Source organism: Pseudomonas sp. AF32 (assembly GCF_022342325.2).
Lineage (GTDB): Bacteria > Pseudomonadota > Gammaproteobacteria > Pseudomonadales > Pseudomonadaceae > Aquipseudomonas > Aquipseudomonas uvaldensis.
The window spans coordinates 341,827-362,709 of sequence record NZ_RQJK02000001.1; the positions used below are offsets into that span (position 1 = coordinate 341,827).

Annotated in this window: 18 protein-coding genes; 7 read left to right on the top strand and 11 right to left on the bottom strand. The window is 62.8% G+C overall.

Features of this window, described 5'->3' with window-relative positions:
• Positions 1-7 precede the first annotated feature (7 nt).
• The 3 genes from EGM97_RS01720 to pmbA form a co-directional block, all read right to left on the bottom strand.
• On the bottom strand, positions 8-1,384 hold the full coding sequence (locus tag EGM97_RS01720) for a class II fumarate hydratase (protein ID WP_238961575.1): 1,377 nt from the start codon (positions 1,382-1,384) through the stop codon (positions 8-10).
• Complete coding sequence (locus EGM97_RS01725; RefSeq protein ID WP_072388402.1) at positions 1,377-1,772, bottom strand: FagA protein; 396 nt, start codon at positions 1,770-1,772, stop codon at positions 1,377-1,379. The genes EGM97_RS01720 and EGM97_RS01725 overlap by 8 nt, the downstream gene beginning before the upstream one ends.
• A 181-nt stretch (positions 1,773-1,953) precedes the next feature.
• On the bottom strand, positions 1,954-3,300 hold the full coding sequence (gene pmbA, locus EGM97_RS01730; RefSeq protein ID WP_238961576.1) for a metalloprotease PmbA: 1,347 nt from the start codon (positions 3,298-3,300) through the stop codon (positions 1,954-1,956).
• A 152-nt stretch (positions 3,301-3,452) separates the two neighbouring features.
• Here pmbA and yjgA point away from each other — a divergent pair, with 152 nt between their 5' ends.
• Positions 3,453-3,977 (top strand): ribosome biogenesis factor YjgA, encoded by a 525-nt coding sequence (gene yjgA / locus EGM97_RS01735; protein ID WP_053152258.1) that lies wholly within the window; start codon positions 3,453-3,455, stop codon positions 3,975-3,977.
• A 45-nt stretch (positions 3,978-4,022) separates the two neighbouring features.
• Here the strand turns inward: yjgA and tldD are convergent, their stop codons facing one another.
• The 8 genes from tldD to mreB all read right to left on the bottom strand — a co-directional run bounded on the left by tldD (position 4,023) and on the right by mreB (position 15,276).
• Entirely contained in the window at positions 4,023-5,465 is a 1,443-nt protein-coding gene (tldD, locus tag EGM97_RS01740) for a metalloprotease TldD (RefSeq protein WP_238961577.1), read from the bottom strand.
• Positions 5,466-5,470: 5 nt separating this feature from the next.
• On the bottom strand, positions 5,471-6,334 hold the full coding sequence (locus EGM97_RS01745; protein ID WP_238961578.1) for a carbon-nitrogen hydrolase family protein: 864 nt from the start codon (positions 6,332-6,334) through the stop codon (positions 5,471-5,473).
• A gap of 136 nt (positions 6,335-6,470) precedes the next feature.
• Positions 6,471-10,274 carry a YhdP family protein gene (locus EGM97_RS01750; RefSeq protein WP_238961579.1) on the bottom strand — a complete coding sequence of 1,268 codons (3,804 nt, stop codon included), beginning with the start codon at positions 10,272-10,274 and terminating at the stop codon, positions 6,471-6,473.
• Between the two features lie 61 nt (positions 10,275-10,335).
• Complete coding sequence (gene rng, locus EGM97_RS01755) at positions 10,336-11,793, bottom strand: ribonuclease G (RefSeq protein ID WP_238961580.1); 1,458 nt, start codon at positions 11,791-11,793, stop codon at positions 10,336-10,338.
• A gap of 56 nt (positions 11,794-11,849) precedes the next feature.
• Positions 11,850-12,446, bottom strand: coding sequence for a Maf family protein (locus EGM97_RS01760; protein WP_238961581.1), 597 nt, complete (start codon positions 12,444-12,446; stop codon positions 11,850-11,852).
• Positions 12,447-12,478: 32 nt separating this feature from the next.
• Complete coding sequence (gene mreD, locus EGM97_RS01765; protein WP_238961582.1) at positions 12,479-12,967, bottom strand: rod shape-determining protein MreD; 489 nt, start codon at positions 12,965-12,967, stop codon at positions 12,479-12,481.
• The gene (mreC, locus tag EGM97_RS01770) at positions 12,964-14,067 is read right to left on the bottom strand and encodes a rod shape-determining protein MreC (RefSeq protein ID WP_238961635.1); all 1,104 of its coding nucleotides are present in this window, start codon (positions 14,065-14,067) and stop codon (positions 12,964-12,966) included. Before mreC ends, mreD begins: the two co-directional genes overlap by 4 nt.
• Positions 14,068-14,238: 171 nt before the next feature.
• Entirely contained in the window at positions 14,239-15,276 is a 1,038-nt protein-coding gene (gene mreB / locus EGM97_RS01775) for a rod shape-determining protein MreB (RefSeq protein ID WP_002555108.1), read from the bottom strand.
• Between the two features lie 250 nt (positions 15,277-15,526).
• On the opposite strand from mreB, the gene gatC reads away from it, so the two are divergent.
• The 6 genes from gatC to EGM97_RS01805 all read left to right on the top strand — a co-directional run bounded on the left by gatC (position 15,527) and on the right by EGM97_RS01805 (position 20,754).
• Positions 15,527-15,814, top strand: coding sequence for an Asp-tRNA(Asn)/Glu-tRNA(Gln) amidotransferase subunit GatC (gene gatC, locus EGM97_RS01780; RefSeq protein ID WP_238961583.1), 288 nt, complete (start codon positions 15,527-15,529; stop codon positions 15,812-15,814).
• A gap of 16 nt (positions 15,815-15,830) precedes the next feature.
• Positions 15,831-17,282, top strand: a complete 1,452-nt coding sequence (gene gatA / locus EGM97_RS01785; RefSeq protein WP_238961584.1) for an Asp-tRNA(Asn)/Glu-tRNA(Gln) amidotransferase subunit GatA — start codon at positions 15,831-15,833, stop codon at positions 17,280-17,282.
• A 10-nt stretch (positions 17,283-17,292) separates the two neighbouring features.
• Entirely contained in the window at positions 17,293-18,738 is a 1,446-nt protein-coding gene (gene gatB / locus EGM97_RS01790; RefSeq protein WP_238961585.1) for an Asp-tRNA(Asn)/Glu-tRNA(Gln) amidotransferase subunit GatB, read from the top strand.
• A gap of 149 nt (positions 18,739-18,887) precedes the next feature.
• Complete coding sequence (locus tag EGM97_RS01795) at positions 18,888-19,265, top strand: septal ring lytic transglycosylase RlpA family protein (RefSeq protein ID WP_238961586.1); 378 nt, start codon at positions 18,888-18,890, stop codon at positions 19,263-19,265.
• Positions 19,266-19,315: 50 nt separating this feature from the next.
• Positions 19,316-20,377 carry a calcium/sodium antiporter gene (locus tag EGM97_RS01800; RefSeq protein ID WP_238961636.1) on the top strand — a complete coding sequence of 354 codons (1,062 nt, stop codon included), beginning with the start codon at positions 19,316-19,318 and terminating at the stop codon, positions 20,375-20,377.
• On the top strand, positions 20,374-20,754 hold the full coding sequence (locus tag EGM97_RS01805; RefSeq protein WP_238961587.1) for a carboxymuconolactone decarboxylase family protein: 381 nt from the start codon (positions 20,374-20,376) through the stop codon (positions 20,752-20,754). Before EGM97_RS01800 ends, EGM97_RS01805 begins: the two co-directional genes overlap by 4 nt.
• Positions 20,755-20,883: the final 129 nt, after the last annotated feature.

A 20,883-nucleotide genomic window follows, 5' to 3' on the forward strand; every position in this document is an offset into this window, starting at 1 on the left:
ATCGGAATTACACACCACCCGCCGTGAGCTTCTCGGGGTCCAGCAAGACCTCCAGTTCGCTACGCAACAGGTTGGTGTGTTCCAGGGCGACATCGATCACCGGGCGGCCTTGTTGATAAGCCGTCTTGGCGATTTGCGCGGCTTTCTGGTAACCGATGATCGGGTTCAGTGCTGTAACCAGGATCGGGTTGCGCGACAGCGCCTCCTTGAGCCTGGCCTCGTTGACCTTGAAGGTGGCAATGGCCTTGTCCGCCAGCAACCGGCTGACATTGGCCATCAAGGCCATGCTGCTCAGCAGGTTCTGGGCGATGATCGGCAACATCACGTTCAGTTCGAAGTTGCCCGACTGGCCGGCCACGGTGATCACCGTGTCGTTGCCGATCACCTGGGTCGCGACCATCGCGGTGGCTTCCGGGATCACTGGGTTGACCTTGCCGGGCATGATGGAGGATCCCGGCTGCAAGCCCTCCAGCTCGATCTCACCCAGGCCAGCCAGGGGCCCGGAATTCATCCAGCGCAAGTCGTTGGCGATTTTCATCAACGACACCGCCGTGGTCTTGAGTTGCCCGGAAACCGCCACCGCGGTGTCCTGGGAACCGATCAGGGCGAAGAGGTTCTTGCCAGGGGTGAATTGCACCTGAGTCAGCAGGGTCAGCTGCTGGCTGAACAGCTCGGCGAAGCGAGGGTGGGCATTGACCCCGGTACCCACCGCCGTGCCCCCCTGGGCCAAGGCCTGCAGGCTTGGCAGCAGGTCCTGCAAATGGCCGATATTGGCTTTCAACTGCTGCGCCCATCCCTCCAGCACCTGGCTCAGGCGGACCGGCATCGCATCCATCAGGTGGGTACGACCGGTCTTGATGAACGGATGAACCTCCATCGCCTTGTGCTCGATCACCTGTACCAGATGTGTCAGCGCCGGCAACAACTGCTCATGCAAGGCCAGTGCGGCGCTGACATGAATGCAGGTGGGGATGATGTCGTTACTGCTCTGCCCACAGTTGACGTGGTCGTTCGGGTTGACCGTCTCTCCCAGCAACCGGCTGGCGAGGGTGGCGATCACTTCGTTGGCGTTCATGTTCGAACTGGTGCCGGAGCCGGTCTGGAAGATATCCACCGGGAAGTGATCCATGAAAGGACCTTCGAGCAGCCCTTGCGCCGCATCGACAATGGCTTTGCCCTGAGCCGCGCTGATCTGCCCCAGTTCCACGTTGGCCTGGGCAGCGGCGGCCTTGGCCAGGATCAGTGCGCGAATGAACGGCGCCGGCATGCGCTGGCCGCTGACGGGGAAGTTATCCACGGCACGCTGGGTCTGCGCGCCGTACAGGGCATCTGCCGGGACGTGGAGCTCGCCCATGCTGTCGCGTTCGATACGGGTATTACTCATCGGGAAATCCTTGTACCGGTTCATTAAGAGAGAGGGAGGGAGCCAGGACGCAGGTCGCCAGCGCCCAGGCATGGCTCTGCCAACGCCTGAGGCGGCATTGGCAGAGTGATTGTCGTTCGAGATCGCGCAATGGCCGCCAGGCCTGATCGAGACAGAGCGCCCGCCAGTGCCAGGGCAGCGCGATATCCGAGGCGGTGTCGAGCAGCAAGCGAAAGGCCGTTTCGCCGATCATCCATGGCGAAGTGGCGGTACAGCAGGCCAGATAGCGCCCTTCGGCCAGATAGTGCTCGATCAACCGCGGTTCGTCCGGGTTCATCGCACATCGGATCTGACGACTCATCCAGCGCCAGCTTTCAAGGTAAGGCTGTTCGTGCAAGGCAGGACTCATGACCGGGGCTCAATCGGCGAATGAGATTCATTATTAGATGATAATAAGAAGCAACACAAGCCTTGGGAGAGACACATTGTGCCGAGGAGAGTCCATGTCCTTGGGCCAAATAGGGTCAAGCGGAAACAAAAAAGGCGCGTCACCCGCTAGGATGACGCGCCGTCCTTATTGCGATGGCAGGTCAGCTGCCCGCCACCGTCATCCGCTCGATCAGCACAGAACCGGTGCGGATGTTGCTGCGCAGTTCCAGGTCGTTACCCACGGCCAGGATCTGCTTGAACATGTCGCGCATGTTGCCGGCGATGGTCACTTCCTGGACCGGGAACTGGATCTCGCCATTTTCGACCCAGAACCCCGCCGCGCCACGGGAGTAGTCCCCGGTCACCATGTTCAGGCCATGGCCCATCAGTTCGGTCACCAGCAACCCGCGGCCCATGCGGCGCAACAAGGCGGCCTGATCCTCTTCGCCATGGCTCACGAACAGGTTATGCACGCCGCCGGCATTGGCGGTGCTCGGCATGCCCAGTTTGCGGCCCGAATAGGTGCCGAGAATGTAGGACACCAGCTCCCCCTTCTCCACGAACGGTTTGGCATAGGTCGCCAGCCCATCGCCGTCGAAGGCCGAACTGCCCATGGCCCGCATCAGGTGCGGACGTTCATCGATCGTCATCCATTCCGGGAACAATTTCTGTCCCAGCGCCCCCTCCAGGAACGAAGACTTGCGATACAGGTTGCCACCAGACACCGCCGACAGGAAGCTACCGAACAGCCCGCCGGCCAGCTCGGCGGCAAACAATACCGGCACTTCGCAGGTGGGTACCGGACGAGCGCCCAGACGACTGGCCGCTCGCTGAGCGGCTTTCTGGCCGATGCTCACCGGATCCGCCAACAAGTTGCCCTGACGGTTCACGTCATACCAATAGTCGCGCTGCATCTGGCCGTCGGCTTCGGCAATCATCACGCAGCTGAGGCTGTGACGGGTCGAGGCATAACCACCGATAAAACCGTGACTGTTGCCGTACACCCGGCAACCTTGATGAGTATTGAGCGTCGCGCCATCGGCGTTCTTGATTCGGCTGTCGGCGTCGAACGCCGCCGCCTCGCAGCGCAATGCCTGCTCGATGGCCTGTTCGGGCGTAATGTCCCAGGCGTGGAACAGGTCGAAATCCGGCTGTTGCTTGCACATCAGCGCGGCATCGGCCAGGCCCGAAGCTTCATCTTCGGACGTGTGTTTGGCGATCGCCAACGCTGCGGCGACGGTTTCACGAATGGCATCGGGGCCACTGGCCGACGTGCTGGCCGAACCCTTGCGCTGCCCCACATACAAGGTGATACCAAACCCTTGGTCGCGGTTGAATTCGACGGTTTCCACCTCGCGCTGGCGCACCGACGTCGACAGGCCCTGCTCCAGGGATACTGCCACTTCGCAGGCACTGGCGCCCTGTCGCCGGGCTTCGGCGAGGATCTGCTCGACTTGTTCCTGCAGTGCCGGCAACGCTTGCGGACCGACGCTCTGAACTGCACTCATGGTGTTCTCCACTCAAATTCTGCTTTCGGTCGGGGCCTGCGGGAAAAGTGCCTGCGCGACTTTTCATACAAACCCTTGGCCTTCTAGCGACCGGGCCGGACAAGCGGCCCCCGACTGGTTATCATGGCGGCGTTTCTTTGCGGACTGCCCCCATGGTTGATTCTTACGACGACTCCCTCTACGAGGGTGAAAAAAGCAAATCCCAGGTCAAACGCGAGCTGCATGCTCTGGTTGACCTTGGCGAGCGCCTGACGACACTCAAGCCCGACTTGCTGGCCAAACTGCCCCTGACCGACGCCTTGCGCCGGGCCCTGGCCGATGCGCCCAAGCACACCGCGAACATCGCGCGTAAACGGCACCTGCAGTTCATCGGCAAACTGATGCGCGATCAGGACACCAGCGCCATCCTGGTTTTGCTCGATCAACTCGATGCCTCCACCCGACAGTACAACGAACGCTTCCACAATCTGGAACGCTGGCGCGATCGCTTGATCGCAGGCGATGACGGCACCCTGGAAAAATTCGTCATCGACTACCCGGAGGCTGATCGCCAGCAACTGCGCTCCCTGATCCGTCAGGCCCAGCACGAGGTGGCGCATAACAAGCCCCCGGCCTCGAGCCGTAAAATCTTCAAGTACATTCGTGAGCTGGACGAAACCCAACGCGGCCTGCGCTGAGTAACGTCAGCGGGTGGAGGCTTAATACTCCACCCGCGACTCCTGTCATGCGCCCGTGCCACCCACGGTAATCGCATCGATCTTCAAAGTCGGCTGGCCGACACCTACGGGCACCGATTGCCCATCCTTGCCGCATGTGCCCACGCCACTGTCCAGCGCCAGGTCGTTACCGACCATCGAAACCTTGCTCATCGCCTCCGGTCCGTTGCCGATCAACGTCGCCCCTTTGACCGGTGCGGTGATCTTACCGTCCTCGATCAGGTAGGCTTCGCTGGTGGAGAACACGAACTTGCCGCTGGTGATGTCCACCTGACCGCCACCGAGGTTGGCGCAGTAGATGCCCTTTTTCACCGAGGCGATGATCTCCGCCGGATCGCTCTGGCCACCCAGCATGTAGGTGTTGGTCATACGCGGCATCGGCAGGTGCGCGTAGGACTCCCGTCGACCGTTGCCGGTGCGGGCCACGCCCATCAGCCGAGCGTTGAGCTTGTCTTGCATGTAGCCCTTGAGCACGCCATTTTCGATCAGCGTGGTGCACTCGGTCGGCGTGCCTTCATCATCGACGCTCAGGGAACCGCGGCGCCCGGCCAGGGTGCCGTCATCGACAATGGTGCAGAGTTTCGAGGCAACCATTTCGCCCATGCGTCCGCTGTAGGCCGAACTGCCCTTGCGGTTGAAATCGCCTTCCAGGCCATGCCCCACCGCTTCATGCAGCAGCACACCGGACCAGCCTGACCCCAGCACCACCGGCAATGTGCCGGCTGGCGCCGGAATGGCTTCCAGATTGACCAGTGCCTGGCGCAGCGCCTCGCGTGCATAGCTCATGGCGCGGTCTTCGCTGAGGAAATAGCGGTAGTCGGTGCGCCCGCCGCCACCATGACCGCCACGCTCACGACGGCCATTCTGCTCGACGATCACACTGACGTTGAAGCGCACCAAAGGCCGAACGTCCGCCGCCAGGCCGCCGTCGGTGGAGGCCACCAGGATCCGCTCCCAGACGCCGGCCATGCTCACCGACACCTGCTGGATACGCGGGTCCAGGGCACGGGTGGCGATGTCGATGCGCTTGAGCAGCTCGACCTTTTCAGCGCGGCTCATGACCTCCAGCGGGTTGTCTGGTGCATACAGCTGCGCAACATCCCGGCTGCTGAAAGCCTGGACCTTGCCGTTCTGCCCGGCTCGGGAAATCGAACGGGCGGCACGGGCGGCGGCGCCGAGGGCTTCCAGGGTAATGGCGTTGCTGTAGGCAAAACCGGTCTTTTCCCCGGACTGGGCCCGTACGCCAACGCCCTGGTCAAGGTTGAAACTGCCTTCCTTGACGATACCGTCTTCCAGCGACCAGGACTCGGAAATCTGGCCCTGGAAATACAGGTCGGCGGCATCGATGCCCGGCCCGGCCAGGTCGCCCAGCACGCCCTGAAGGCTTTCCAGAGTGACGCCGCCAGGGGCCAAAAGATGTTCGCTGACTGAGGACAACAACCCGCTCATATGTTCTACGCCTTGAATTCGTCGTCTTGGACAGGCCGCTGTCGAGCGCCCTGCGAGAAAAAGCGCCGATGGCTCGCCACCGGCATGCGCGCCCGGATGGACGCTTGTTCGTTGCTGTCCCGTTCGGCCAGCAGCACGGCTTCACCTTGATCCTGTTGCGCCAGCACCCGCCCCCAAGGATCGACAATGGCTGCATGGCCAAAGGTTTCACGCGGTCCTGGATGCACGCCGCCCTGGGCGGCCGCCAGCACGTAGCACTGGGTTTCGATGGCCCGGGCGCGAATCAGCACCTCCCAATGAGCGGCGCCGGTCACCGCGGTGAACGCCGACGGTGCGCTGATCAGTTCTGCCCCGGCAGCCCGCAGCTCGCTATAGAGCTCCGGAAAACGCAAGTCATAGCAGACCGTCAGGCCGACCCGCCCCACGGGCGTATCGGCGACCACCACGTTACCGCCATAAGCATAGTCATCCGACTCGCGATAGCGTCCACGATTGTCCGCCACGTCCACGTCGAACAGATGCAGCTTGTCATAGCGCGCCACCACCTGGCCCTGGTCGTCCACCAACAGCGAACAGGCATGGGCCTTGGCTTCGGGTCGGTCCACCGGCGGCAAGGGCAACGTCCCGGCCACGATCCATAACCTGAGGTCGCGGGCGACCTGTTTCAACCAGGGCAGGATCGGCCCCTGACCAAAGGCTTCGGCGCGGCCGATGTCAGCGATATCCCGCCGGCCCATGGCGGCGAAGTTCTCCGGCAGCACCGCCAGCCGTGCGCCACCAGCGGCGGCCTGTTCCAGTAGCACCCGGGCACGCGCCAGATTGGCGAGCACATCGCTCTGGCTGACCATTTGGATTACTGCGACTGGCATGGTGCTTCCCCTTGTCGTTGTCTCCCCCTGTGGGAGCGAGCCTGCTCGCGATAGCGGTGGATCAGTCAACATGCATGTTGGATGTACCGGCCTCATCGCGAGCAGGCTCGCTCCCACAGGGAATGGTGTCGATCCGTCAAAACGGCTTATCGAAGGTAATCTTAGGCTCTTTCCAGGGGCCCTTGACGTCGTATCTTACGCTGGCAAACCGCGCCACGCGGTCACCGATCAGCTTGTCGATCAGAAACAAGGCGCCTCCCACCGCCGGGGCGCCCACAATCAGCGCGGCAATCGGCAGATTGTTGGTCACTGGCAGCGTCACCTGCAGCTTGGCATCGACCCGGTCGGCCACCATGTCCAGCGTACCGTTGAGCTCCAGGTTGCTCGATGGGCCCGTCAGCGTGATGGGTTCGCGGGTCACGTAGACACCATTGCTCGCCACCAGCAGTCCCTTGACCCGGTCGTAGCTCAGCCCCTTGCCGAACAGATCGGAGAAATCCAGGCGCAGTCGCCGGCCGATGGAGTTGAAGTTCAGCAGGCCGAAGACCCGCAGTGCCTGGGCGCTGCCTTCGACCTCGACAAACTGGCCCTTGCTCAGCGAAGCATCGAGGCTGCCGGAAAAGCGCTTGGTGGCGACCCAGGCCGGTGAGCCGGGCCAACGGCCATCGACATCCAGGCGGAATTCCTGGCTGGTCACGCTGGGGGCGAACCCCCAGCCCTTGAGCACGTCGGCCAGATTCTTGCCGCTGATGCGCCCCTTGTACCAACTGCTGGTGGAGCCAGGCGCGCCTTCCCAACCACCACTGCCGTTCAAAACCATTCCCTTGAGGCCCATATCCAGATTGTTCAGCGCGATGCCCTTGGCGGTCGGCCTTACTTTCAGAGACCACGCGCCAATGAGATCAGTGCCCTGGAACAGCTGAACGATGGTGATATCCATCGCAGGGATCCGCGCAGGATCGACCGATGCCAGCGGGTCCGGTGCGTTCTCGTCGGCTTGTACCGTCGGGTCCGCGGCCGGCAAGCGGACGTAATCGAGGTTGATACCGATCGGAGCAGCCTTCGCATCCGGCAGGCTGACATTGCCCTTCGCCTGCTGGCTGTCGAGCCGCAAGGCCCAGGCGTCCGCTTTGCGATCGAGCTGCAGCGACGCCTGGTCCAGGGTGGTGCCCATGGCCGTAAGCTTGCCTACCTTCAGGTCAGCACCGCTGAGCAACTGCCTGGCACTGCCGCCCGGGTCCTGCCCGGCGTACTTGTTCACCAGATCCTGCCAGGGTTCCACGTCCAGCGCCGGGAGCGTCCCTCTGAGCCGAACCCCTTTGGCGCCCGGCAAGACGGCATCTCCATCCCCCAACAACAATTCGCCGCGCCCTTCGGCAACCTTCCCGTTCGGTGCCGCATAGGTGAAGCTGGCCACATCGCCATAATCCACCCAGTAGCGTCGCTCCGCCCCTTGCAGCGTCATGCGGAACACCGTGTCGCGACCGGCATCTGCCGCCAGGCCAAAGGGTGCCGGCAGGTTCACGGCCACGCCCTTGAGGTTGGAGTTGACCGATAACTGGCTATCGGCGCCGTCGAGGATCACCTGCAACTGGTACGGAATGACCCCGGTGACCGGCAACGGCTGGGTAACATTCAGCCAGTCGGTAAGTTTCTTGACCTCCACCCGCCCGGACGCCGCCACCCGGGTGTTGAGTGCACCCGCACGGCCTTCGGCAAAGATCTGCGCCGTCACGGGCCGGTCGAACGCCTGGGCGGCGATGTTCTTGCCGCTCAGCCCCTTGCTGCTGTCGAAGCGGAAGTCCCCCTTGAGCTGGGTGAGCTCCAGCGCCGGCTCACTGAGCTTGAGCCGGGCCTTGTCGGTATTGAAGTCCACCAGAATCTTCGGCTGCTCACCTTTGACCAAGGGGATATCGAGCTTCACCCGGCCTTGCAGATCGCCCTCGCCGTCCCAGCCAGCGAACGTCTCGGCGGTGCCGATCGGTGCCGTCTGCAGGATTTTCAGACCGTCTTTCAGCCCCCCGGCGAACCCGCCGTCCAGCAGCAGATGCGAGGGTTGCCCGTTCGGGACGTGGGGGATTTCCACCGACACGTCCTTGACCTGGGTGTCCAGCAATTGCCCCTGGGAGGCGTAGATGCGCACGCCGCTGTCCTCGACGAAAACGTCGCCGCTGACCTTGCTGACCGAAGGCCAGCCCGGCTGGAACGCCAACTCGGCGTCGTGCACCTTGAAAAACAGGCTGATGCTGCGGGCCGCGTCCCCGGCACCGTGGTTCAGCGAACCTTGATACTGGAAGAAGCCCTGATCCACCGCGCCTTTGACGATGGCCGTACGCAACCACTCGTCCAGGGCCGGGCTCAGGACCGCCGGCAGGTACTTGGCGGTGTAGCGCCCGTCGCCATCCACCAGGCCGACCCGCAGGTCCATGTAATCTTCCTGGCTGTGATCCAGATGCAGGCGGATCAGGAAATCGCCCGCGATCCTGCCCTCCTCCCCCAGCACCTTCAGATACGGTGCGATCAGGGTGAAACTTTGCTTGTCCAGCTTCCAGGTCAGCCGGGCGTTGGCCTGCAGATACTGCCAGGGCTTGGCGAAAATCGGGTCCAGGTGCAGGACAAAATCCTTGCTGTCCATGCGCAGTTCACCGCCGCCGAGGTCGCCACTGAGGCTGCCCGAGACATTGCGCGCCGCCGGTGCACCGCGATAGGCATCGAACCCCACGGTATCCAGATTGGTGGCAAAGCTGACCTTGCGATCGCCGGCGTTCTGTGGCCGGTAGTCCACCAACACGTTGCGCAAGGCGCCGGTCACCTTGAGCCGGTCGATCGCCGTTGCGACGCCGTCGGGCAAGGGTGCAAGGGAATGGATCAGCGGCGTAAGCGGGGTCAGGTCGAGGCGATCGGCCTGCAGGTGCCAGAGCTCTTCGGCCTTCTCGGTGGCGGCGCTCTGCTGCAATTGCAGGCGCGACGACCAGCGGGTATCCCCCAGGCTCATGGCCAGGGAGTCGAACGTCGCGGTGAAGCCGTCCGCACCGCGCTGGAAATACCCATCGAGCGCCAGGTTGCGGATCTGCACCGGCGTGCGTTCGGCATAGGCACCCGTGAGTTCCGGGGCGTTCAAGCGCACGGCCGCGCTTTGCAGCGTGCCGTCTCCCCAGCTCAGCCATAATTCGCCGCCGGCCTTGATCCGGGAAAAATTCCACTGCCGGGTCAGACCGTTCGGCAGCCATTTCGACCAGTCGCTCTGGGGCAGGCTCAGGTAGGCATCGGCCCGTCCGTTCCTCCAGTCGCTGGCTCGAATACGGGTGCGCAGGTTGAGCGCTACCGGCTGGCCGTCGGGCAGGGTCAGGCGGGCATCCAGACGCTGACGGGTGGCTCCGGTCTTCAGGCTCAGGCCGACGTAGGTCAGGGTCAGTGGCGCTTGCTCCAGCGGTTGCAAAGTGACCTGGCTATCGAGGATCGATAACCTGGAAACCACCTGCATGCGCTCTAGCAGTTGCTGCGGGTCGACTGGCTGATCGCCTTTCACCGGCAGGCCTTCCAGGGCCCATTGGCCGTCGGCGGCTTCCTTGAGGCTGATCTTGAGGCCGCCAAGCTCCAGATGAGCGATGCGTGCCTGACGCGCCAGCAGACTGTCCCACACGTCGGGCACGGCCCGCACCTGGTCCAGGTGCAGCGCATTGGCGCCCTCCCCGACCGTCACGTCGTGAGCCGACAGAACGGGGGACAAAGCACTCCAGCCACCTTCCAGGCTACCGATGCGTACGGGCAAGCCCAAGGCATCACTGGCGCGGGTCTCGACTTCAGCGCGGTACTCCGCCACCAGGGGCGCCAGTTCCCGGCCGAGGCTGACATACAACGCCAGCAGTACCAGCAGCAGCGCGCAAAGGCCCAGCCCCCAGCGGGTCAACGCGGCTAAAATGCGTGTCAAACGCTCCATGTCAGCAGACTCCCCTGGCAATGGTGTTCACGTCAGCGAGATCGCTGTTTCAGGAGCCACGTCAGAGCAGCACAACGTCGTATTGTTCCTGGGAATACATGGTTTCGACCTGGAAGCGAATCGTGCGCCCGATAAAGGCCTCCAGTTCCGCGACATTACCCGACTCCTCGTCGAGCAGACGGTCCACCACTTTCTGGTTCGCCAACACTCTATAGCCGGTTGCCTGGTAGGCGCGCGCTTCCCGGAGAATTTCCCGGAAGATTTCGTAACACACGGTTTCCGGAGTCTTGAGCTTGCCCCGTCCCTGGCAACTGCTGCACGGCTCGCACAACACCTGCTCAAGGCTTTCACGGGTGCGCTTGCGGGTCATCTGCACCAGGCCCAGCTCGGTGATGCCGATGATGTTGGTCTTGGCGTGGTCACGTTCGAGTTGTTTCTCCAGCGTCCTCAACACCTGGCGCTGATGCTCTTCATCTTCCATATCGATGAAGTCGATGATGATGATCCCGCCCAGGTTGCGCAGGCGCAATTGGCGGGCAATGGCAGTGGCCGCTTCCAGGTTGGTCTTGAAGATGGTTTCTTCAAGGTTGCGATGACCAACGAACGCCCCGGTGTTGACGTCGATGGTGCTCATGGCTTCGGCCGGATCGACCACCAGGTAGCCACCGGACTTGAGCGGCACCTTGCGCTCAAGGGCTTTCTGGATTTCGTCTTCGACGCCATACAGGTCGAAGATCGGTCGCTCACCGGGATAATGTTCGAGGCGGTCGGCGATTTCGGGCATCAGCTCGGCCACGAACTGGGTGGTCTTCTGGAAGGTTTCCCGGGAATCGATGCGGATCTTTTCGATCTTCGGGCTGACCAGGTCCCGCAGCGTGCGCAACGCCAGGCCCAAGTCTTCGTAGATCACGCTGGGGGTGGCAATGGTCTTGATCTGGGCGGCGATCTGGTCCCAGAGCCTGCGCAGGTAGCGGATATCCATGAGGATCTCATCGGCCCCGGCCCCTTCGGCGGCAGTGCGCAGGATAAAGCCACCGGCTTCCTTGATGCCCTCCTTCTCCACGCAATCGCTGACCACCTGTTTGAGGCGTTCGCGCTCGGCTTCGTCCTCGATTTTCAGCGAGATGCCGACGTGGGCGGTGCGTGGCATGTACACCAGGTAACGCGACGGAATGGACAGTTGCGTGGTGAGCCGCGCGCCCTTGGAACCGATGGGGTCCTTGGTCACCTGCACTACCAGGCTCTGGCCTTCATGGACCAGGGCGCCGATGCTCTCCACCGCCGGGCCTTCGCGCATAGAGATTTCCGAGGCATGGATGAACGCTGCGCGGTCCAGGCCGATATCCACGAACGCCGCCTGCATGCCAGGCAACACCCGCACCACCTTGCCCTTGTAGATATTGCCGACGATGCCGCGCTTTTGCGTACGTTCGACATGCACTTCTTGCAACACACCGTTTTCAACCACCGCCACGCGCGACTCCATCGGCGTGATGTTGATCAGGATCTCTTCACTCATGGCAGGGTCTCGTTCAGGCATGTTCACGATAATGGCCGCATCAGGTCAGACGGCGCTCATTGCGCGCTCAGGGTTTGCCAACAGGGTATGCCGAAATGGCCCAACAATTCTGCCGTTTCACACAGCGGCAAGCCGACCACCGCAGAATAGCTGCCCTCAAGCCCGGCAACGAACACCGCGCCCAGTCCCTGGATGCCATAGCTGCCGGCCTTGTCCCGAGGCTCGCCGCTGGCCCAGTAGGCAAGCGCCTCCTGCTCGGGGATGGCACGAAAGCGCACCCGGCTGCGCACGACCCGGGACTCGCAGCGTTGCCCATCCAGCACGGCAATGGCGGTCAATACTTCGTGATCGCGACCGGACAGCGCCATGAGCATTGCCACGGAGTCCGCCTGGTCCAGCGGCTTGCCAAGAATCCGCCCGTCCAGCACCACGGCCGTGTCGGCCCCCAATACGCAGCCGTCCATGCTGGGTTGCAGCACACGGCGCCCAGCCTCGGCCTTGCCGCGCGCCAGGCGCTCGACGTAGGCCGATGGGCTTTCGTAATCCAGGGGAGTTTCGTCGATGTCGGCACCGACAGTCGTGAAGGCCACACCGATCTGGGTGAGCAGCTCACGTCGACGCGGTGAGCCTGAGGCGAGGTAAAGCGGTTTCATCAAGACACTTTCCTCTTACATGCCCGAACGAATCAGTTGATCTTGAAACGCAGGCGCAGACCGCGCAAAGCGAAGCTGACCCAGGGCCAGAGCAAGGCACTGACCAGGGCGGGCAGCACCAGCGCCAGGGTGGGCTGGCGATTGCCCGTCAACGCACTGAGCCACAATTGCACCAGCTGGGCGAGGCCGAAGATCACCAGAATCACCAGGCATTGCTGCCACATCGGGAACATGCGCAGGCGTTGTTGCAGCGACAGCACCAGGAAGGTGATCAATGTCAGGATCAGCGCGTTCTGGCCCAGCAACGTGCCATAGAGCACGTCCTCGGCCAGCCCCAGGCACCAGGCGGTAACCATGCCGACCTTATGCGGCAGCGCCAGCGCCCAGAAGGCCAGCAGCAGGGCCAGCCACAGTGGACGCAGGATTTCCATGAACTGCGGCAGTGGCGAAACACTGAGCAACAGGCCCAGGGCGAAGGTCAGCCAGACCATCCAGCCGTTACCGGATTGAGTACTGCTCATTCTTCTCGTGCTCCCCTGGTGGCTGGCGTGGCGGCAGGTGGCTTGGGCGCAGGACGGGTCGCCGGTGCGTGGGCTGCCGGCTTGGCAGGTGTGGCGGCGGGTGCGGTAGCCGGCCTGGCAGGTGTCGCAGCAGGTGCGGGAGCGGTAGCCGGCGCCGTTGCCGGGGCAGATGTGGACGGTGTGGGCGCCGATGGATTCGGCGTCGTGGTCGGAGCCGGGGCTGAAGTGCCGTGCGCTGTCGCTTCGCCACCCTGCCGATCCTGCGCCTCCTGGGCGGCAGCGGCATCATTGGCGCGCTCTTCCGGCGTACGGTTATCGCTGAACACCAATAGCAGATATCGGCTGCGGTTCAGCGCAGCCGTTGGCACCGCCCGGACGATGGCGAATGGCTGGCCGGAGTCATGAATGACTTCCTTGACCGTCGCCACCGGGTAACCGGCCGGGAATCGCTGGCCAAGACCGGAGCTGACCAGCAGGTCGCCCTCCTTGATATCGGCGGTGTCGGCCACGTGCCGCAGCTCCAGGCGCTCCGGGTTGCCGGTACCGCTGGCAATCGCCCGCAAGCCGTTGCGGTTCACTTGCACGGGAATGCTGTGAGTGGTGTCGGTCAGCAACAGCACACGAGAGGTGTACGGCATCAACTCCACCACCTGCCCCATCAGGCCTCGGGCATCGAGCACCGGCTGGCCGAGGACCACGCCGTCGCGCTCCCCCTTGTTGATGATGATTCGATGGGTGAAGGGGTTGGGGTCCATGCCGATGAGTTCGGCCACTTCGACCTTTTCGTTGACCAGCGCCGAAGAATTGAGCAACTCGCGCAAGCGCACGTTCTGCTCGGTGAGCGCCGCCAGTTTCTGCATGCGCCCCTGCAGCAGCAGGTTTTCGGTCTTGAGTTTCTCGTTTTCGGCGACCAGCTCGGTCCGGCTGCCGAACTGGCTGGCCACACCTTGCCACAACCGCTGCGGCAGGTCGGTGATCCAGTAGGACTCCATCAGGACCAGCGACATCTGGCTGCGCAGAGGCTTGAGCAGCGTGAAACGGGCATCGACCACCATCAGCGCAACCGATAGCACGGCCAGCACCAGCAGGCGCACACCCAGCGAGGGGCCCTTGGCAAAAAGCGGTTTAATAGGCCGCTCCTCCCAGGCAGATGTTCTCTTTATTCATACGGTATCGAACCGGCCTGGCTACGAATGACAGAAGATAAACGCCAACAGGCAGCACTGCAAAGTGCTGCCTGTGCGCTCACCCATGTAATGCAAATCCGGCGATTATTCGCTGGAGAGCAGGTCCATGGTGTGCTTGTCCATCATTTCCAATGCACGGCCACCGCCGCGGGCAACACAGGTCAGCGGGTCTTCGGCAACGATCACCGGCAGCCCGGTTTCCTGGGCCAGCAGTTTGTCGAGATCGCGCAGCAACGCACCACCACCGGTCAACACCAGGCCACGCTCGGCGATGTCGGAAGCCAGTTCCGGCGGCGATTGTTCCAGGGCGCTTTTCACAGCCTGGACGATAGTAGCCAGGGACTCTTGCAGAGCTTCCAGCACTTCGTTGGAGTTCAGGGTGAATGCACGTGGAACGCCTTCGGCCAGGTTGCGACCGCGCACGTCGACTTCACGCACTTCGCCGCCCGGGTAGGCGGTGCCGATTTCCTGCTTGATGCGCTCGGCGGTGGATTCGCCGATCAGGCTGCCGTAGTTGCGGCGCACGTAGGTGATGATCGCTTCGTCGAAGCGGTCGCCGCCCACACGCACGGATTCGGCATAGACCACACCGTTGAGGGAGATCAGGGCGATTTCGGTGGTACCACCACCGATGTCGACGACCATCGAGCCACGGGCTTCTTCTACCGGCAAGCCGGCACCGATGGCTGCTGCCATGGGCTCTTCGATCAGGAACACTTCGCGGGCACCGGCACCGAGGGCCGATTCACGGATGGCACGACGCTCCACCTGGGTGGACTTGCATGGAACGCAGATCAGCACGCGTGGGCTGGGCTGCAGAAAGCTGTTTTCGTGAACTTTGTTGATGAAGTACTGCAGCATCTTTTCGCAGACGCTGAAGTCGGCGATCACACCGTCTTTCATCGGGCGAATGGCCGCGATGTTGCCCGGCGTACGGCCCAGCATGCGCTTGGCTTCCGTACCGACAGCCACGACACTTTTCTGGTTGCCGTGGGTGCGGATGGCCACGACCGAGGGTTCATTCAGGACGATACCGCGCTCGCGCACGTAAATAAGGGTGTTGGCAGTGCCCAGGTCAATGGAAAGATCGCTGGAAAACATGCCACGCAGTTTCTTGAACATGGGAAAGGGACCCTAGGCAACGCGTGGGTAAAAAAGTGCGGCAAACTCTAACAACGACAGGGATTTTGGGCAAGGCGCCAATATGTTAAATTGGCCGCTTTTCTGTGCACCAAACCCTACAATCGCGGCCAATGCCCTGTTTCGATCAGTATTTTTGATACAGGGCACTGGACCGTAGAAATGCGGTAGTGTTCCGACAATCTAACACACGGACCGACTGCGTCCGTTCTGTTTTCCACTGGAGAAACCCATGGCGCTTGAACGCTCCGACGTGGAAAAAATCGCTCATCTGGCCTGCCTGGGCCTCAATGAAGCCGATCTTCCACGCATCACTTCTGCCCTGAACAGCATTCTGGGGCTGGTCGACGAGATGCAGGCGGTCAATACCGACGGTATCGAACCCCTGGCCCACCCACTGGAAGCCAGCCAGCGCCTGCGCGCAGACGTCGTGACCGAGCCGAATAACCGCGAGGCCTACCAATCCATCGCACCCGCGGTCGAAAACGGCCTGTACCTGGTTCCGAAAGTCATCGACTAAAGGGAAAGAGCCTCTCATGCATCACATGACCCTGGCCGAGATCGCCCGCGGACTCGCCGATAAAAAGTTTTCCTCCGAAGAGCTGACCAAGGCCCTGCTGGCGCGCATCGCCCAGCTCGACCCGCAGCTCAACAGCTTCATCAGCCTCACCGAAGAACTGGCCCTGGGCCAGGCCAAGGCCGCCGACGCCCGCCGTGCAGGCGGTGAAAGCGGCGCCCTGCTCGGCGCGCCGATTGCCCACAAGGACCTGTTCTGCACCCAGGGCATCCGCACCAGCTGCGGCTCGAAGATGCTCGACAACTTCAAGGCCCCGTACGACGCGACCGTGGTCGCCAAACTGGCTGCCGCCGGGACCGTGACCCTGGGCAAGACCAACATGGACGAATTCGCCATGGGCTCGGCCAACGAGTCGAGCCATTACGGCGCCGTGAAGAACCCGTGGAACCTGAAACACGTGCCGGGCGGCTCGTCCGGCGGTTCCGCCGCAGCCGTGGCCGCGCGCCTGCTGCCAGCCGCCACCGCCACCGACACCGGTGGCTCGATCCGCCAACCGGCGGCGTTCACCAACCTCACCGGCCTCAAGCCCACCTACGGCCGCGTGTCGCGCTGGGGCATGATCGCCTACGCCTCCAGCCTCGACCAGGGCGGCCCACTGGCCCGCACCGCCGAAGACTGCGCGATCCTGCTGCAAGGCATGGCCGGCTTCGACCCGAACGACTCCACCAGCATCGACGAACCGGTGCCGGACTACAGCGCCAGCCTCAACGGCTCGCTGCAGGGCCTGCGCATCGGCGTGCCGAAAGAGTATTTTGGCGCCGGCCTCGACCCACGCATCGCCGATCTGGTCCAGAACAGCATCAAGGAACTGGAAAAGCTCGGCGCGATCATCAAGGAAATCAGCCTGCCGAACATGCAGCACGCGATTCCGGCGTACTACGTGATCGCCCCGGCTGAAGCCTCCTCGAACCTGTCGCGTTTCGACGGCGTGCGCTTCGGCTACCGCTGCGAGAACCCACAGAACCTGGTGGACCTGTACAAGCGCTCCCGCGGCGAAGGTTTCGGCGCCGAAGTGCAGCGCCGGATCATGGTCGGCACCTACGCGCTGTCCGCCGGCTACTACGACGCCTACTACCTCAAGGCCCAGAAGATCCGCCGCCTGGTGAAGAACGATTTCATGGCCGCCTTCAACGAGGTCGACATCATCCTCGGCCCGACCACGCCAAACCCGGCCTGGAAACTCGGCGCCAAGAACAGTGACCCGATTGCCGAGTACCTGGAAGACGTCTACACCATCACCGCCAACCTCGCCGGTTTGCCGGGCCTGTCCATGCCGGCCGGTTTCGTCGATGGCCTGCCGGTGGGCGTGCAATTGCTCGCGCCGTATTTCCAGGAAGGCCGCCTGTTGAACGTTGCCCACCAGTATCAGTTGAACACTGACTGGCACACCCGCACCCCAACCGGCTTCTGAGGAGACACACATGCAATGGGAAGTCGTGATCGGGCTGGAGATTCACACCCAGCTCACCACCCGGTCGAAAATCTTTTCCGGCAGCTCGACCACTTTCGGTTCCGAGCCCAACACCCAGGCCAGCCTGGTCGACCTGGGCATGCCCGGCGTACTGCCGGTGCTCAACGCCGAAGCGGTGCGCATGGCGGTGATGTTCGGCCTGGCGATTGACGCCGAGATCGGCCAGCACAACGTGTTCGCCCGCAAGAACTACTTCTACCCGGACCTGCCGAAGGGCTACCAGATCAGCCAGATGGAATTGCCGATCGTCGGCAAGGGCCACCTGGACATCGCCCTGGAAGACGGCACGGTCAAGCGCGTCGGCATTACCCGTGCGCACCTGGAAGAAGACGCCGGCAAGAGCCTGCACGAGGAATTCAACGGCGCCACCGGCATCGACCTGAACCGCGCCGGCACGCCACTGCTGGAAATCGTCTCCGAACCGGACATGCGCAGCGCCAAGGAAGCCGTGGCCTACGTCAAGGCGATCCACGCGCTGGTGCGCTACCTGGGCATCTGCGACGGCAACATGGCCGAAGGTTCGTTGCGCTGCGACTGCAACGTCTCGGTCCGGCCCAAGGGCCAGGTTGAGTTCGGTACGCGCTGCGAGATCAAGAACGTCAACTCATTCCGCTTCATCGAGAAGGCGATCAACAGCGAGATCCAGCGCCAGATCGAACTGATCGAGGACGGCGGCAAGGTCATCCAGCAGACCCGCCTGTACGACCCGAACAAGGACGAAACCCGTCCGATGCGCAGCAAGGAGGAAGCCAACGACTACCGTTACTTCCCCGACCCGGATCTGCTGCCGGTGGTCATCGAGGATTCTTTCCTCAATGACGTACGCGCCACCCTGCCGGAACTTCCGCCACAGAAACGCAAGCGTTTCCAGGCGCAGTTCGGGCTCTCGAGCTATGACGCCAACGTCCTGGCCACCAGCCGCGAACAGGCCGACTACTTCGAGAAAGTCGTGAGCATCGGCGGCGACGCCAAGCTGGCGGCCAACTGGGTGATGGTCGAACTGGGCAGCCTGCTGAACAAGCAAGGCCTGGAGATCGAAGAGTCGCCGGTGTCGGCCGAGCAACTGGGCGGCATGCTGCTGCGGATCAAGGACAACACCATCTCCGGCAAGATCGCCAAGATGGTCTTCGAGGCCATGGCCAATGGCGAAGGCAGCGCCGACGAGATCATCGAGAAGCGCGGCTTGAAGCAGGTCACCGACACCGGGGCGATCAGCGCCGTGCTCGATGAAATGCTCGCGGCCAACGCCGAGCAGGTCGAACAATACCGTGCGGCAGACGAAGCCAAGCGCGGCAAGATGTTCGGCTTCTTCGTCGGCCAGGCCATGAAAGCGTCCAAGGGCAAGGCCAACCCGCAACAGGTCAACGAACTGCTCAAAAGCAAGCTCGAGGGCTGACTGCCATGGAGCCAGTATTTGAACCTGGCTCAATCCCCTGTGGGAGCGGGCTTGCTCGCGAAAGCGGTGTGACAGTCAACCTAAGTGTTGAATGTGATGACCCTTTCGCGAGCAAGCCCGCTCCCACATTTGTATCTGGAAACTCTCGAATGAAGCGTCTCCTTGGCGCCTGCGCCCTGCTGTCCCTGCTGGCCGGCTGCGCCAGCCAGAGCGGGACGGTCGATCCACACGGCTACGACCAGACCGGCGTTGCCTCCTATTACGGTGCCCGGCACCATGGCAAGCGCACCGCCAGCGGCGAGCGTTTCGACCAGCACAGCCTGACTGCCGCCCATCGCCAGTTGCCGTTCGGCACACGGGTGAAAATCACCAACCTGAACAACAACGACAGTGTTGTGGTGCGCATCAACGACCGTGGTCCGTATACCCGCGGTCGCCTGATCGACGTATCGCGAGCGGCCGCCGAACAACTGGGTATGCTGCGTAGCGGCACCGCCCGGGTGCGCGTGCAGGCCCTCGACGACTGATAGACGGAGCCCTGACCATTTCCCTATTGTCAGCCTTGCCACTGTTCAGCCTGATCGAACTGTTCGGCGCCCTGCTACTACTGATTGCCGGCGCCGAGCTTTTGGTGCGGGCCGCCGTTAGCCTGGCCGCACGCCTGCAAGTGCGACCACTGATCATCGGCCTGAGTGTCGTCGCCTTCGGCAGCAGCGCGCCACAAATGGCCGTCAGCCTGCAGGCGACCCTGGCCCAGAACGCCGACATCGCCGTGGGCAGCGTGATCGGCAGCGGCATTTTCAATATCCTCGTCACGCTGGGGCTGTCGGCCCTGATCATTCCACTGCGCGTTTCGCGCCAGTTGGTGCGCCTGGACATTCCGTTGATGATCGGCGCCAGCCTGCTGGTGTTCGTGCTGGCATGGAACGAGGCACTGACACGGCTGGACGGCGTGCTGCTGTTGATGGCCCTGGCGGTCTACCTGGGTCTGCTGCTGCGCCAGTCGCGCCACTCGGGTCGTCCCCATGCGGTGGCGATCAAGGTTACACAGGCGTCCTGGTTCAAGAGCCTGTCGATGATCGTGCTGGGGTTGGCCATGTTGATATTCGCCGGCCATTTGTTACTGGGCGCTGCCGTGGAAGTGGCCACCGACCTCGGGCTATCGGAACGCATCATTGGCCTGACCATCGTCGCCGTCAGCACATCACTACCGGAACTCGCCACGTCCCTGATCGCCGCGCTGCGCGGCCAACGTGACATTGCGGTAGGCAACGTGATCGGCAGCAACCTGTTCAATCTGCTGGGCGTCCTGGGGGTGACCGCCCTCGTGGCACCCTCGCCACTGTCGGTCTCCCCCAACGCCCTGGATTTCGACTTGCCGGTGATGCTCGGCGTGGCCGTGCTGTGCCTGCCGGTGTTCTATTCCGGCTACCGCGTCACCCGCGCCGAAGGGCTGTTGTTGCTGGGCCTGTACCTGGCTTATGGGCTGCATGTGGTGTCGTTCACCACCGGCATGCCATTGGCCGGCCAACTGGAACGGTTGATGCTGTTCTACGTGCTGCCAACCCTGCTCGCGTTCCTGCTGTTCACCTCCGTGCGCGCCTGGCGCCGCCAACACCACAAGAGGGATTTGCCATGACCGATATTCCAAAGACCGGCCTGGACATGCGTCGCCAAGTGATGGGCGACGCCTTTGTCGACCGCGCCCTGGGCAACGCCACCGAATTCACCCAGCCGCTGCAAGACTTCGTCAACGAACACGCCTGGGGCAGCGTCTGGAGCCGCGAAGGCCTGCCGCTGAAGACCCGCAGCCTGATCACCCTCGCCGCCCTCACCGCCCTCAAATGCCCGCAGGAGCTCAAGGGTCACGTGCGCGGCGCGTTGAACAATGGCTGCACGGTGGAGGAGATTCGCGAGGCGTTGCTGCATTGCGCGGTGTACGCCGGGGTGCCGGCGGCGATCGATGCGTTTCGGGCGGCGCAGGAAGTGATCGATAACTACCAGAAACCTGAGTGACCGAAAGACCGCTATCGCGAGCAGGCTCGCTCCCACAGTAGATTGATGGCGTACACAAAATTCGGGGTCAACACTGACCCATTGTGGGAGCGAGCCTGCTCGCGATTGGCCCTAAAGACCAGCGCAAGC